The sequence below is a fragment of the Shewanella sp. BC20 genome (genome assembly GCF_003129585.1).
GTDB lineage: Bacteria > Pseudomonadota > Gammaproteobacteria > Enterobacterales > Shewanellaceae > Shewanella > Shewanella seohaensis.
Map to the genome: position 1 here is coordinate 1 of NZ_NHRI01000016.1, position 14,065 is coordinate 14,065.

Consider the following 14,065-nt stretch of genomic DNA (forward strand, 5'->3'; position numbering starts at 1 on the left):
GTGAATGGCATACTGAAGCAGGAGTTTTTACTGCACCGATGTAGGACATTTGCGGAGCTGAAGATACTTGTTAGAGAATCGATAGCAATATACAACGATATGAGACCGCATCTGAGTTTGAATATGGCAACCCCTAATCAGGTGCACAATAGAAAAGGCCAGCTACTGGAGCTGGCCTAAAAACTGTCAACCTATCTTAGGACGGGACACAGCACTTGCTAGAGCACTTGTACTATGGGCCACATCAAATAGGTAAACACCACTCCAGCGATGATTAACAGCACAATTAAAGCCAACCAGTGTGATTTAAACACCAACTGAGTCTCAGATTTGGCGTGCTCAACTTTAGACACCCGTTTGTAACCGCTGAGCATGGCTCCCACTAACTTGTCACCTTTAAGCGCGTGTACAACGACAGCCAACACATGCACGGCACTCAAGGCTAAGATGAGGTTGAAATTCATTTTATGCAACCAAGTGAGAAACGAAGCAGTATCAGCACTCACATAGCTGTACAGTGGACCTTCGGTAAACACATCATCGGTAGCAAAGAGTCCAGTGATTAGCTGTAAGCTGATAATGGCAATCAACACAATCACCATATAACCGCCCATCGGATTATGCCCTAAAACCACTGACACGCCCTTTGCGCGAACGTCTTTCAAATATTCAAACACTACCTTGGGATGATGCACGAAGTGACTAAATCTCGCAGTATCACTGCCAATCAAGCCCCATAAAAGCCGAAAGCCAATCAGGATCAACAAACTATAAGCAAAGATCTGGTGCCATTGCATTTCGCCCACTTCAGCGCTCCACCAGAGTAAGGCCATGAGGGCCACCATGCCCCAGTGAAAAAAGCGTGTGGGTAAATCCCAGACTTTAACTTTGATATGTTCGGTTTCCATAATACCTGCCACTCGACTGAGCAATGAAATAAGTGAAGGTATTTTATCGGGATCTAATGAAAAACTTAAAGTAAAGATAGGTAAATGATGGGAAAGACTGCGTAGTTATCCCATCAAATATGGCCTGTTCCGATAACCAATTCAAGCCTTTTCGACCAAGAATCCGCGAGATTTGTCTAAGCGATCAAATAACCAACGAACAGAACTGAACAGGGTAAAAATTGTGATTTAGATCTCGTTTTTAAGGGTGTAGATTGGTAATCTGAAATCGAAGGAAATAAATAGAAGGTGCAACATATGCTAAAGATTACGAGCAAACAACTAGAAGTCACTGCCCCAATCCGTGAACGCATTGAAAGCCGTTTTGACAAACTTTCTAGGCACGATGTGCAGTTGATTAATCCCCATGTCATCATCACAGAGGAGAAACCTGGTTTCAAAATTGAAGCATCGGTTGGTATCCCAAATGGAGAACTTTTTGCTCAAGCAAAACACGACAATCTTTATGCAGCCATTACGGCCATGGGTCAAAAATTAGAGAAACAACTCAATCGATTAACCCATAAACCTGAAGCACAACGTTTCGCATCCATTGCTCATCCCGAAGACGCTGTTAATGTCGAGGATGATTACGAGGAGGAAGATGCAGCTTAAGTTACTCGATGTTAGTGCGAGACCACATCACTTCGAGAGCATAAAGTAGATAAAGTTTAACAGGTCACATTTTTTAGCAAAAGTTTGATAGACCATCCTAATGGCCAGTAAAAAGAGTGTGAACCTGTAAATAACTACTAAACTTTACTAAGTGACAGCAGAATCGAAGTGATGTGAATTTCAACTTAAAAGCGTTAAATATCACCATAAGAAGGAGTACGCCGCCACACAAAACTCATACTCAAAAATAGTGACACAGGCAGTAACATTAAGACAGCTACATTAAAACAGTCACATTACGGCAGTCATATTAAGACGGCCACATAAATTCGGTAACGCCAAGCTGTAATATTTATGCGTTTTCCTCTGATGATCAAATGAGATGCGAGGTTACTAAAAAATAGAGACCAATGACCAACAACTAACGACAAACGCACTAAATGGGTGTTAACACACGAGTCGATCATAAAGGAGTAACCTACTACATCATATTGCCAATTTTAGTCTTACAAACTCTTTGAGCCCAAATGTAACAATCCAAGAGGAGGACGTCAGCAATAGAGCCACCATAGGTACCATGAAAGACCACTTTAGGTGAATTAGCTTCTTAACAGTCAAACAATATGAGGAGGTTAATAGCGTTATCGGTAATATGAGCAAGTGGGCATATTACAAATAGTGAGTAAAAAGAATTTAGATAACACGGAACAAGGCGAGCTGCTTAACAGCAAAATACCCAGTACCTTTTTGAGTACTAATATCAGCCAGATTCCTTTATTTATATTCTGTAGTGTAATCGTAAGTGAAAATGTAAGTTAAAATTGTAAGTTGAAAGTGAGTTAACCTGCTGAATAAACAAAATCTAATGCGATATGTGTTGTTTATTCACAAAGCGTCAATAAAATCCTTTAATAACAATGCTCAATAACCTAGGAGGAATAGTTTGTTTGACCAGTCTTTCAACCAGCGCACCTTCGGGTGCGCTTTGCTTTTATATCCCCAAAACCCATAGTCGTTTAACCATTACTCTTAGTCTTAAGCGAGTACTTAAGCTGTGCACATTTGGCACAGTAACGGCTTAAGCCAACCCCTGTCCCCTCCGCTCAAGCTCCCGTGAAAAACCCCGATGCTAAGCGTTAACCCCGCTTGAGTTTTAGTGTAGACTTACCCGTTCGTCTATAACTTAAAGCAAGGCATTGAAATCATGACTCAAGCGCTGTTTTATTTACTGCCGCCGATGGGCGTGAACACGGCCCTTAATGACATGTATCAATTGGCTTGCCGTCTAGCCCAACAGGGATTTATAAACCAGCAGCAGGTCTATATTCACTGTCAGGACAAGAACATCGCCTTCGAAATCGACGAGTTACTATGGCAGTTTGAACCCAGTGCATTTGTCCCCCATAACCTCAAAGGTGAAGGCCCCACCACAGGCTCACCTGTTGAAATCGGTTTTGACAGACTCGGCCCAAACAAAAGTCGCCAACTTCTGATTAATCTTGCAGACCAAGTACCTCCGTTTGCGGTAAACTTTGGTCAAATCTTCGATTTTGTGGCTAATGACGACCAACATAAAGCGATAGCACGTGAACGCTACCGCCAATATCGTGGCTTAGGGATTGAATTAACAACCCAAAATTTAGCAACACATCCACTTAATTTAGCTTGAGACAGATACGTTCCCATGGAAAAAACATACGATCCTCAGTCCATTGAGCAGACTCTTTACCAAAACTGGGAAGAGCAAGGTTACTTTAAGCCCCACGGCGATGCCTCACAGGGCAACTATTGCATCATGATCCCGCCACCTAACGTGACGGGCAGTCTGCACATGGGCCACGCTTTCCAAGATACCATCATGGATACACTGATCCGCTACCAACGTATGAAGGGTAAAAACACCCTGTGGCAAGTCGGTACTGACCATGCGGGTATTGCGACTCAAATGCTGGTTGAGCGTAAGCTTGAAGCCGAAGAAGGCAAGAGCCGCCATGACCTTGGCCGCGATGCTTTTATGGAAAAAGTATGGGAATGGAAAGCGCAATCTGGCGGCACCATCACTAAGCAGCTGCGTCGTATGGGCGCCTCAGTGGATTGGGACCGTGAGCGCTTCACTATGGACGAAGGCTTGTCTAAAGCCGTACAAGAAGTGTTTGTCCGTCTCTATGAAGATGATTTGATTTACCGTGGTAAACGTTTAGTGAACTGGGATCCTAAACTACATACCGCGATTTCTGATCTCGAAGTGGAAAACAAAGAAAAGCAAGGCCACATGTGGCATCTGCGTTATCCATTAGCCGATGGCGAGCTGACTGCCGACGGTAAAGATTACCTCGAAGTCGCCACCACGCGTCCAGAAACTATGCTGGGCGATAGCGCAGTTGCTGTTCATCCAGACGATGAGCGTTATCAAGCGCTGATCGGCAAATTTATTCTGCTGCCTATTGTTAATCGTCGCATCCCTATCGTTGCCGATGACTATGTAGACATGGAGTTTGGCACAGGCTGTGTGAAGATCACTCCTGCCCACGACTTTAACGACTATGAAGTCGGTAAACGTCACAAGCTTCCTATGTTCAACGTGTTGACCTTAGATGCAGCCATTCGTGCATCCGCTGAAGTCGTCAATACCGATGGCACCATCAACACTAGCTTAGATGGCAGCCTGCCAGAGCGTTTCGCTGGCCTTGATCGTTTCAAAGCCCGTGATGCCATCGTGGCCGAGTTTGAAACCTTGGGTCTGCTCGAAAAAATCGCGCCACATGGCCTAAAAGTGCCCTACGGTGACCGCTCTGGCGTGGTAATCGAACCAATGCTGACCGACCAATGGTACGTCGCCGTTGCACCTATGGCGAAAACCGCTATCGAAGCCGTTGAAAATGGCGACATTAAATTTGTGCCGCAGCAGTACGAAAACATGTACTTCTCTTGGATGCGCGACATTCAAGATTGGTGTATCTCTCGCCAATTATGGTGGGGTCACCGCATCCCCGCTTGGTACGATGCGAACGGTAAGGTGTATGTTGGCCGTAACGAAGCTGAAGTGCGTGCTAAACACAATATCGATGATGCAATCGCCCTGCGCCAAGATGAAGACGTACTAGATACCTGGTTCAGCTCTGCCCTGTGGACATTCTCAACCTTAGGCTGGCCTGACAATGTTGAAGATTTAAAAACCTTCCACCCGACCGACGTGTTGGTGACGGGTTTTGACATCATCTTCTTCTGGGTTGCCCGTATGATCATGATGACCATGCACTTCATCAAAGATGAAGACGGTAAGCCACAGGTGCCATTTAAAACCGTTTATGTGACAGGCCTTATCCGCGATGAAGCGGGTAACAAGATGTCAAAATCTAAGGGCAACGTACTTGACCCATTGGATATGATTGACGGTATCGATCTAGAAGCCCTAGTTGAAAAACGCACTGGCAACATGATGCAACCTCAACTCGCCGCCAAGATCGAAAAGAGCACCCGTAAAGAATTTGAAAATGGCATCGAAGCCCACGGTACCGATGCCCTGCGCTTTACCCTAGCGGCAATGGCCTCAACTGGCCGTGATATCAACTGGGATATGAAGCGTTTAGACGGTTACCGCAGCTTCTGTAACAAGCTTTGGAACGCATCACGTTACGTGCTGATGAATACCGAAGGCCAAGATTGCGGCCCCAATTCACCGGATTACCAAGGCGGTGAGATGGAACTGTCACTAGCGGATCGCTGGATTATCGGTTTATTCAACCAAACAGTGAAAACCTACGACGACCACATGACAAACTACCGTTTCGACCTTGCGGCGAACACGCTGTACGAGTTTACTTGGAACCAGTTCTGCGATTGGTATTTAGAGTTAACTAAACCCGTACTGCAAAACGGCAATGAAGCGCAAATGCGTGGCACCCGCCATACGCTGGTCAATGTGTTAGAAGCGATGCAACGCTTGATGCACCCAATGATGCCATACATCACTGAAACCATCTGGCAACGCGTTAAACCGCTGACTGGCGCTCAAGGCGACACCATCATGCTGGCACCATTCCCAAGCTACGATGCCGCCAAAGTAGATGCGACCGCGATGGCCGATCTCGAGTGGGTTAAGCAAGTGATTGTTGCAGTACGTAATATCCGTGCCGAACTCAATATTGCGCCTTCTAAGCCATTAAATGCCCTACTGCGTGGCGTGAGTGCCCAAGATCAAGCCCGTGTTGAAGCGAATCAAGCCTTCTTCACTACGCTTGCGCGCTTAGAGAGCATGACAATTCTTGGCGAAGGTGAAACAGCGCCAATGTCGACCACAGGTCTGATTGGCGAAATGGAATTATTGATTCCGATGGCAGGTCTGGTGGATGTAGCGGCTGAAATGGCTCGCATCGACAAGCAGCTTGAGAAGCTGACTCAAGAGATTGCTCGTATCGAAGGTAAATTATCAAATGAAGGCTTCGTGGCGAAAGCACCGCCAGCCGTCATTGATAAAGAACGCGCCAAGATGGCCGATCTGAGCCGTGATATGGACAAACTAAAAGAGCAAAAAGCCGAGTTTGCTAAGCTAGAAGCCTAATCACAACATCTACGCTAAAAAGGGCTGTATTTTACAGCCCTTTTTATTTCCCCAGACCCGTCCTAAATAGCGTTGACACTCTTCAAACCTCTGTCAGACTCACCCTAAGACGCAAAGTCACTCATCAATCCCTTGTTTCATGCTTATCTCTTCGTCTCTTTTACAGCTAAGTTTGTGGGTCAAAATACCCCTTACAGCTATCTCTTTATCAGGCGCTAAACAGCAAGCCAGCGCGATAACATCATCGCTTAAGGCATAGGTACTAGATTAAACATAGCGTGGCGCAAGAAGCGAATTATCAAGGTTTTAAAGCATGGGAACAGATAAGGATTGATTCGAGATGAAGCAGAAAAATTTCATTAAAAAAGCCCTGCAATTGCTTGCAGGGCTTATCTAAATCTAACTAAGTAGATGGTGCGCGTGGAAGGATTCGAACCTCCGACCGCCTGGTTCGTAGCCAGGTACTCTATCCAGCTGAGCTACACGCGCTTAAATACTGGGTAAGTTGCCACCTTACCGATAGACTTGAGTCTAGAAGAAGCACTTAAGTCTCGCAAATTAAATCTATTCACTAGGAATAGAATGGCGGAGAAGGAGGGATTCGAACCCTCGATGGGAGATAAAGCCCATACTCCCTTAGCAGGGGAGCGCCTTCGGCCACTCGGCCACCTCTCCGCAAAATCTGCATTTGTAAGCTAATGCTTACTAAAATGGTGCGCGTGGAAGGATTCGAACCTCCGACCGCCTGGTTCGTAGCCAGGTACTCTATCCAGCTGAGCTACACGCGCGATTTTTGCGTTTTGCTAACAAAGCTAAGGCTCTGTCGGCGAATTGGTGCGCATGGAAGGAGTCGAACCTCCGACCGCCTGGTTCGTAGCCAGGTACTCTATCCAGCTGAGCTACATGCGCATTTTTAACTGTTATCTCAACACATTCGCATTAAGATTGAATATGGTGCGCGTGGAAGGATTCGAACCTCCGACCGCCTGGTTCGTAGCCAGGTACTCTATCCAGCTGAGCTACACGCGCTTAAACACTTACTTGAAGCACTAATTACAAAATTTCGTCTGAAATTCAAACCTGATGAGTTAAAAATAACTAATGCAGAGATGGTGCGCATGGAAGGAGTCGAACCTCCGACCGCCTGGTTCGTAGCCAGGTACTCTATCCAGCTGAGCTACATGCGCGACTTGTATCTATCTTGCTTCAATAAAATGGTGCGCGTGGAAGGATTCGAACCTCCGACCGCCTGGTTCGTAGCCAGGTACTCTATCCAGCTGAGCTACACGCGCACTTTTATCGGTAAGAAATGGCGGAGAAGGAGGGATTCGAACCCTCGATGGGAGATAAAGCCCATACTCCCTTAGCAGGGGAGCGCCTTCGGCCACTCGGCCACCTCTCCGTTTTCTTGGCGCACATATTACTGTTTGACGAAAATAAGTCAAACCCTTTTTCTGAAACGACTTCTGTTTGAAGCGTTTTTAATCACATTGCTGCTATATCAATCCAATGTGTTGATTTGCGCCAATCTTTCGGCTCAAAAAATAAAAAAGCCAGTTAAAAAACTGACTCTTCTATGTCGCTAATACTCGCCTAAGCGCCGTATTAAAAGTTACCACCTTCTGAAGGTGTACCTGATTTTTCAGATTGAATGCGTTGATAGATTTCTTCACGGTGGACAGAAACCTCTTTCGGTGCATTAACACCAATACGCACTTGATTGCCTTTTACCCCTAGCACTGTAACTGTGACTTCATCACCAATCATCAGTGTTTCGCCAACACGACGAGTCAAAATCAGCATTCGATAGCTCCTTTATGTCTTAATTCAGCTTACACACGGCACTCATCCGGTAGATGGGCATATTATAGGGTCAGCTGAGTACAAATTAATAGTATTCAATACTCAAACAGTTATTTAATTACACCTTATTTAGCTCGAAGGCGTGATGTAACGCTCGAACCGCCTTGTGTAAGTCCCTTTCATCGATCACAGTTGACAATTTACTCTCCGATGTCGAAAGTAACTTAGCATGGATTGTTTCATTACCCAATACATCTAACATCTTAGTCAATAATCCAACTTTTGCCTGTAAACCTTTGCCAACTAAAGACACTTTTGCACGTTGACGCTCAACAATCAATTGGCCTAGATCAAGACTTTCACTTAAAAGCTCTAGCTCATGCAATAAAATATCGACCTTGGCTTCGGCCAGCATAAAACTGACACATTCGGCTGCTGAGGTTTCATTGAGCTTGAGCGGGGTAATAAACTCAACATCAATCTCAAGCCGTGCCAAGCAGGCTAACAGGGCTTGATAATGCTCACTGCTAGTAAACAAACCTTCGATGGTTAAGGTCGCAAGTGCCTTATTAATTGCAATACCTTGCACCGATGCGGCCATCGCCAGCTCTGATTCATCACCAAATTGGATTAATGTCCCATGGCCAGCCTCAAAACTCGACAATACACGCAGTGGCACTTTAAAACGTTGTGCGTATTCAACCGAGTCGGGATGCAGCACCTTAGCGCCGAGTTTTGCCATTTCTAGCATCACATCAAAACCAATCACATCGAGGCGTCTGGCACTACTATCGATATTCGGATCGGTCGTAAATACACCGGGCACATCGGTAAAGATTTGGCATTCATCGGCTTTTAACGCCGCAGCGAGTGCCACAGCCGTAGTATCAGAACCACCGCGCCCTAAGGTTGTTACATCACCATTGGGATCGATACCTTGAAAACCAGCCACAATCGGTACAATGCCGTCGTTTAGCAAAGAGGTTAAGTATGCCGTATCGACACGCTCAATACTCGCACGACCAAACTGACTGTTTGTATGAATTTGGACTTGATCGCCAGTCAGGGATCTCGCGTTTATGCCTCGACGTTGCAGCGCCATCGCCATTAACGCAATACTGATTTGCTCTCCCGTCGAGACAAGCATATCGAGTTCCCGCGCACTCGCGCGGGGATCGATTTGCGCCGCGAGCGCAAATAGTCTGTTGGTCTCCCCTGCCATCGCAGAAAGTACCAAGACCTGCAGCTCACCATTGTGAGCGGACTTTGCAATTTGCTCAGCAACCACTTCGATGCGTTCAATCGAACCCACCGAAGTGCCACCAAACTTCTTCACAAAAAGCTTGCTACCACTAAGCTTTCGTTTTTCGAGCACAGCAACCTCTTAAGCTAAACGCTCAGTAATCCAAGGTAATACTTGAGACAGTGCCGCATCCAGATTTTCTGGCTGGCTACCACCCGCTTGGGCCATATCAGGGCGACCACCGCCTTTACCACCCACCTGGGCAGCAACCATAGCAACCAGTTCACCGGCCTTCACTTTACCGACTAAGTCATTGCTCACGCCCGCGATAAGGTTCACTTTGCCTTCTTGAGCCACACCGAGCAGGATAACGGCGGATTTTAGTTTTTGCTTTAACTCATCTTGCAGGCCACGTAGTGCACCTGCTTCAACGCCTTCAAGTTTCTTAATCAGCACATTTACGCCATTAACTACAACCGCATCACCGGCTAAATCCGCACTCGCTGCCGCAGCTAACTTATCTTTCAGTTGCTGCATGTCTTTTTCAAGTTGCTTCATTTTATCCAGTTGTGCTTTCAGCTTAGCCACAACAGATTGAGTATCGCCTTTAAGCAGTGCTGCCGCTTCTTCAAGTTGCGCTTGTTGCTGTGCCACATAGGCCATCGCCGCAGCGCCGGTTACCGCTTCGATACGGCGAACGCCTGCTGCGATACCACCTTCAGAAGTAATTTTGAACAGACCAATGTCACCGGTACGGCCAACGTGAGTACCACCACACAGTTCGATAGAGAAATCGCCCATAGTGACAACACGCACTTGTGCATCGTACTTCTCACCAAAGAGCGCCATAGCGCCTTTTTCTTTCGCTTCATCAATCGCCATTTCAGCGACTTTCAGCTCATGGTTACGGCGAATTTGGATGTTGACTAACTCTTCAACCTGTTTCAATTCAGCTGGTTTGACCGCTTCGAAATGAGAGAAGTCGAAACGTAAACGCTCAGGGTCAACTAACGAACCTTTTTGAGTAACGTGAGTGCCCAACACTTGACGCAGCGCAGCATGTAATAAGTGAGTCACAGAGTGGTTTAACTGGGTGCGGTGACGCAGTTTCTTATCCACTTTTGCTTCAAGTACTTGGCCAACGCTTAAGCTGCCAGCCGTTAACGTACCTTTGTGACCTGAAGCTTGACCAAACTTTTGCGTATCGCTAACAGCGAACTCAATACCTTGAGCTACTAATACGCCCTTGTCGCCGACTTGGCCACCCGATTCTGCATAGAATGGCGTCACATCGAGCACGACTACGGCATCATCACCCGCATTGATTGCAGGAACTGACTCACCGTTTAGGTAAAGTGCCGTAACTTTGGCATTGCCTGTGAGTTCTGAGTAACCACAGAATGCAGTTTCAGCATCAATTTTCAGTGCCGCGTTGTAATCGGCGCCGAAGTTACCCGCGGCTTGCGCGCGGCTACGTTGTTCAGCCATCGCCGCTTCGAAGCCCACTTCATCGACGATAATGTTGCGCTCGCGGCATACGTCAGCGGTTAAATCCACTGGGAAGCCATAGGTATCGTACAGTTTGAAGACAGTTTCACCGTCTAAGGTGTCGCCCTGCAATTCGTTTAATGCGCTATCTAGAATACCTAAACCACGCTCAAGCGTACGAGCAAACTGCTCTTCTTCCGCTTTAAGGGCTTTTTCAACAATCACTTGAGTATCGGCAAGACCTTTAGCGGCATCGCCCATCACTTCGATTAGCATCGGAACTAACTTGTAGAAGAAGGCTTCAGTTGCCCCTAACTTGTTACCGTGACGCACGGCGCGGCGAATAATACGACGCAGTACATAGCCACGACCTTCGTTCGATGGCATTACACCATCGGCAACTAAGAAGGCGCATGAACGAATATGGTCGGCAATAACGCGCAGTGACTTGTTAGATAAGTCAGTCACACCGATGATTTCAGCCGCTTTAGCAATCAAGGCGCGGAAAATATCGATTTCGTAGTTTGAATGAACACCCTGCATAATCGCAGCGATACGCTCAATCCCCATACCGGTATCGACTGAAGGTTTTGGCAGCGGCAACATTTCACCAGAGGCTTGGCGATTGTATTGCATGAATACGATGTTCCAGATTTCGATGAAACGGTCGCCATCTTCCTCTGGGCTACCGGGACGTCCACCCCAGATATGATCGCCGTGATCGTAGAAAATTTCGGTACAAGGGCCACAAGGACCTGTGTCCCCCATTTGCCAGAAGTTATCTGAAGCGTATGGCGCCCCCTTGTTATCGCCGATGCGAATGATGTTTTCAGCGGCAACACCAATCTTTTTATTCCAAATTTCAAAGGCTTCATCGTCTGTTTGGTAAACAGTCACACACAGACGTTCCTTTGGTAGCTTCAAGACTTCAGTCAGGAATGTCCAACCAAAACGAATCGCATCTTCTTTGAAATAATCACCAAAGCTGAAGTTACCCAGCATTTCGAAGAAAGTATGGTGACGCGCGGTGTAACCAACGTTATCTAAATCGTTGTGTTTACCACCCGCACGGACGCAGCGTTGAGCAGTGGTCGCACGTGTATAGCTACGTTTGTCCATGCCAAGAAACACGTCCTTGAACTGGTTCATACCGGCGTTGGTGAATAAAAGCGTTGGATCGTTGCCTGGTACAAGAGAACTACTGTCCACAACTTGGTGACCATTGCTGCGGAAAAATTCGAGGAAAGCACTTCTAAGCGCTGCTGTCGTTTGATACATGAAATCGTCCTGAATTGGGTAAGCATGACCAGCTACACCATAAGGTAGCCGTATTTCTATTTGCCCAGCATTATAAGCAGACTGAGGAAAGACGACCAGCCTTGAATAGCGATATAGGCTTAGGAATCTCATATTTTCGGTGAGTTTGCAGCTAAGACATGGCTTATCACAAAAGCCAAGCGGTAAAGAAGAGTCGATGAGGCGAACCCGCACCGCTGCCGAACGCCAAAGACAATGGCCAGACAAGCCAAGGGCTGCGAGTTTATGCCATGACGTTAGTCATCATTATCTTCCAAAGGGTCGTAATCTAAGGCATAGGAGACTTGTTCGTAATTAAAGCCTTGGCTCAGTAAAAACCGCACCCGTTTGGCTTTTTCTTTCGCCAGCAGGTCGCGGGATTGTGAGCCCTTAACCTCGGTGACTTTTGGGATAGCATATTTTTTGATGGCTTTGGCTTTTGCTAGCTCAAACCAATCATGATCATTTGCAGATAACGCGGCTTCGATACAATCCTTTGAAAGCCCCTTTTGGGCAATGGCTTGGCGAATACGGATAGGCCCATGACCACGGGCAATATGGCTGCGAACGAGAAGCTCGGCATAGCGCTTATCATTGATAAAACCCGATGCTTCACAATCATCGAGCACGGGATCAATATCTACGACCTCAAAGCCTTTTTCGAGCAGTTTGGAGCTGATTTCTTGGCGAGAATAGTCGCGGCGCGCTAACAGCGCGACCGCGATTTGACGGGCAGACTGGCTCAGAATACTTCGCCTGTTTCGAAATCAACATTGCCTTCGCTATTTTCATCATCAGAAGAAGATGAAGACATAGCACTTGGGTTACTTAGCAGTAACTCACGCAGTGTTTTATCGATTTCAGCAGCAATTTCTGGATTTTCAGTCAGATATTTACCGGCATTTGCACGGCCCTGACCAATCTTGTCACCCTTGTAGCTGTACCATGCACCGGCTTTTTCGATCAGTTTATGGGCCACACCTAAATCGACTAATTCACCGGTACGGTTGATACCTTGACCGTAAAGAATTTGGAACTCAGCTTGCTTAAACGGTGCAGCAACTTTGTTTTTAACCACTTTAACGCGCGTCTCGTTACCTACCACTTCATCGCCTTCTTTGATAGCACCTGTACGGCGAATATCGAGACGAACAGAGGCGTAGAACTTCAGCGCGTTACCGCCCGTTGTGGTTTCTGGGTTACCAAACATCACACCAATCTTCATACGAATTTGGTTGATGAAGATTAACAGTGTATTCGATTGCTTGAGGTTACCCGCTAACTTACGCATCGCTTGGCTCATCATACGCGCCGCTAAGCCCATGTGTGAGTCACCAATTTCACCTTCAATTTCCGCTTTGGGTGTTAATGCCGCAACCGAGTCAACGATGATCACATCTACCGCACCAGAACGGGTTAACGCATCACAGATCTCAAGGGCTTGTTCACCGGTATCGGGTTGTGAACACAGTAAGTTATCGATATCAACGCCTAACTTTTTAGCATAGATAGGGTCTAGCGCGTGCTCGGCGTCGATAAAGGCACAGGTTTTACCTTCGCGCTGAGCGGCAGCAATCACTTCTAATGTCAGCGTCGTTTTACCTGATGATTCTGGACCATAAATCTCAACGATACGTCCCATTGGTAAACCGCCAGCACCTAAGGCGACGTCAAGGGAAAGTGAACCAGTAGAAATAGTCTCAACATCCATAGAGCGGTCTTCGCCCAGCTTCATGATGGAGCCTTTACCAAATTGCTTTTCAATTTGGCTCAATACCGCAGCAAGTGCTTTCTCTTTGTTTGGATCGACCTTCATTCCTGTTCCCTCATCTAGACAGTATCAGTACTGTCAAAAGTGATATTCAATTTAATAAAGCGGGTAATACAAAAAGCGAGGCTCTTTGTCATAATCTGCTGACTAGTATACTGTACAATCATACAGTATCAAGACCTGTGAATGATTTATTTTTCAGTCAGAAAATTTTCCCGTTGTGACAAGCTTTTACCGACTCGTGCTGCAGATTTGTCAGGATATCAGTGAATATCCATGGTTTAAGGGTCAATTTTCAGAAAATTATTGCTAAGATTGGCGTCAATTTATTTTAGACAGTA

10 protein-coding genes and 8 tRNA genes are annotated in these 14,065 nt (G+C 46.4%); 4 read left to right on the plus strand and 14 right to left on the minus strand.

What is annotated here, in order from left to right:
- Nucleotides 1-180: integrase core domain-containing protein (locus tag CBX96_RS15855; RefSeq protein WP_146194347.1), on the plus strand; the 180-nt coding region annotated here is incomplete at its 5' end.
- A gap of 38 nt (nt 181-218) precedes the next feature.
- Here the strand turns inward: CBX96_RS15855 and CBX96_RS15860 are convergent.
- Nucleotides 219-908, minus strand: coding sequence for a cytochrome b/b6 domain-containing protein (locus tag CBX96_RS15860; RefSeq protein WP_011716232.1), 690 nt, complete (start codon nt 906-908; stop codon nt 219-221).
- A gap of 297 nt (nt 909-1,205) precedes the next feature.
- On the opposite strand from CBX96_RS15860, the gene hpf reads away from it, so the two are divergent.
- From hpf to CBX96_RS15875, 3 genes are all read left to right on the plus strand, one after another.
- Complete coding sequence (gene hpf, locus CBX96_RS15865; protein WP_011621920.1) at nt 1,206-1,562, plus strand: ribosome hibernation-promoting factor, HPF/YfiA family; 357 nt, start codon at nt 1,206-1,208, stop codon at nt 1,560-1,562.
- Nucleotides 1,563-2,766: 1,204 nt separating this feature from the next.
- Nucleotides 2,767-3,231: a DNA polymerase III subunit chi gene (locus tag CBX96_RS15870; protein WP_011716230.1), complete on the plus strand. Its 465-nt coding sequence runs from the start codon at nt 2,767-2,769 to the stop codon at nt 3,229-3,231.
- Nucleotides 3,232-3,246: 15 nt separating this feature from the next.
- The gene (locus tag CBX96_RS15875; protein WP_109287346.1) at nt 3,247-6,123 is read left to right on the plus strand and encodes a valine--tRNA ligase; all 2,877 of its coding nucleotides are present in this window, start codon (nt 3,247-3,249) and stop codon (nt 6,121-6,123) included.
- A 412-nt stretch (nt 6,124-6,535) separates the two neighbouring features.
- On the opposite strand, the gene CBX96_RS15880 is transcribed toward CBX96_RS15875, so the two are convergent.
- From CBX96_RS15880 to recA, 13 genes are all read right to left on the minus strand, one after another.
- Nucleotides 6,536-6,612: transfer RNA gene (locus tag CBX96_RS15880), tRNA-Arg, on the minus strand.
- A gap of 94 nt (nt 6,613-6,706) precedes the next feature.
- Nucleotides 6,707-6,798, minus strand: a tRNA-Ser gene (locus CBX96_RS15885).
- 36 nt (nt 6,799-6,834) lie between these two features.
- Nucleotides 6,835-6,911, minus strand: a tRNA-Arg gene (locus tag CBX96_RS15890).
- A 44-nt stretch (nt 6,912-6,955) separates the two neighbouring features.
- Nucleotides 6,956-7,032 (minus strand) — tRNA-Arg (locus CBX96_RS15895).
- 43 nt (nt 7,033-7,075) lie between these two features.
- Nucleotides 7,076-7,152 (minus strand) — tRNA-Arg (locus CBX96_RS15900).
- 81 nt (nt 7,153-7,233) lie between these two features.
- Nucleotides 7,234-7,310, minus strand: a tRNA-Arg gene (locus CBX96_RS15905).
- Between the two features lie 28 nt (nt 7,311-7,338).
- Nucleotides 7,339-7,415: transfer RNA gene (locus CBX96_RS15910), tRNA-Arg, on the minus strand.
- A gap of 18 nt (nt 7,416-7,433) precedes the next feature.
- A tRNA-Ser gene (locus CBX96_RS15915) sits at nt 7,434-7,525 on the minus strand.
- A gap of 203 nt (nt 7,526-7,728) precedes the next feature.
- Nucleotides 7,729-7,926 carry a carbon storage regulator CsrA gene (csrA, locus tag CBX96_RS15920; RefSeq protein WP_006082602.1) on the minus strand — a complete coding sequence of 66 codons (198 nt, stop codon included), beginning with the start codon at nt 7,924-7,926 and terminating at the stop codon, nt 7,729-7,731.
- A 118-nt stretch (nt 7,927-8,044) separates the two neighbouring features.
- On the minus strand, nt 8,045-9,301 hold the full coding sequence (locus CBX96_RS15925) for an aspartate kinase (RefSeq protein ID WP_109287347.1): 1,257 nt from the start codon (nt 9,299-9,301) through the stop codon (nt 8,045-8,047).
- A 9-nt stretch (nt 9,302-9,310) separates the two neighbouring features.
- Entirely contained in the window at nt 9,311-11,935 is a 2,625-nt protein-coding gene (alaS, locus tag CBX96_RS15930; protein WP_109287348.1) for an alanine--tRNA ligase, read from the minus strand.
- 275 nt (nt 11,936-12,210) lie between these two features.
- On the minus strand, nt 12,211-12,678 hold the full coding sequence (locus CBX96_RS15935) for a regulatory protein RecX (RefSeq protein ID WP_375136848.1): 468 nt from the start codon (nt 12,676-12,678) through the stop codon (nt 12,211-12,213).
- A gap of 17 nt (nt 12,679-12,695) precedes the next feature.
- On the minus strand, nt 12,696-13,769 hold the full coding sequence (gene recA / locus CBX96_RS15940; RefSeq protein ID WP_109287350.1) for a recombinase RecA: 1,074 nt from the start codon (nt 13,767-13,769) through the stop codon (nt 12,696-12,698).
- Nucleotides 13,770-14,065 lie beyond the last annotated feature (296 nt).

Excerpts from the sequence above, each read along its gene's own strand:
- CBX96_RS15860 (WP_011716232.1), bottom strand. The coding sequence starts at position 908 with ATGGAAACCGAACATATCAAAGTTAAAGTCTGGGATTTACCCACACGC.
- hpf (WP_011621920.1), top strand. The coding sequence starts at position 1,206 with ATGCTAAAGATTACGAGCAAACAACTAGAAGTCACTGCCCCAATCCGT.
- CBX96_RS15870 (WP_011716230.1), top strand. The coding sequence starts at position 2,767 with ATGACTCAAGCGCTGTTTTATTTACTGCCGCCGATGGGCGTGAACACG.
- CBX96_RS15875 (WP_109287346.1), top strand. The coding sequence starts at position 3,247 with ATGGAAAAAACATACGATCCTCAGTCCATTGAGCAGACTCTTTACCAA.
- csrA (WP_006082602.1), bottom strand. The coding sequence starts at position 7,926 with ATGCTGATTTTGACTCGTCGTGTTGGCGAAACACTGATGATTGGTGAT.
- alaS (WP_109287348.1), bottom strand. The coding sequence starts at position 11,935 with ATGTATCAAACGACAGCAGCGCTTAGAAGTGCTTTCCTCGAATTTTTC.
- recA (WP_109287350.1), bottom strand. The coding sequence starts at position 13,769 with ATGAAGGTCGATCCAAACAAAGAGAAAGCACTTGCTGCGGTATTGAGC.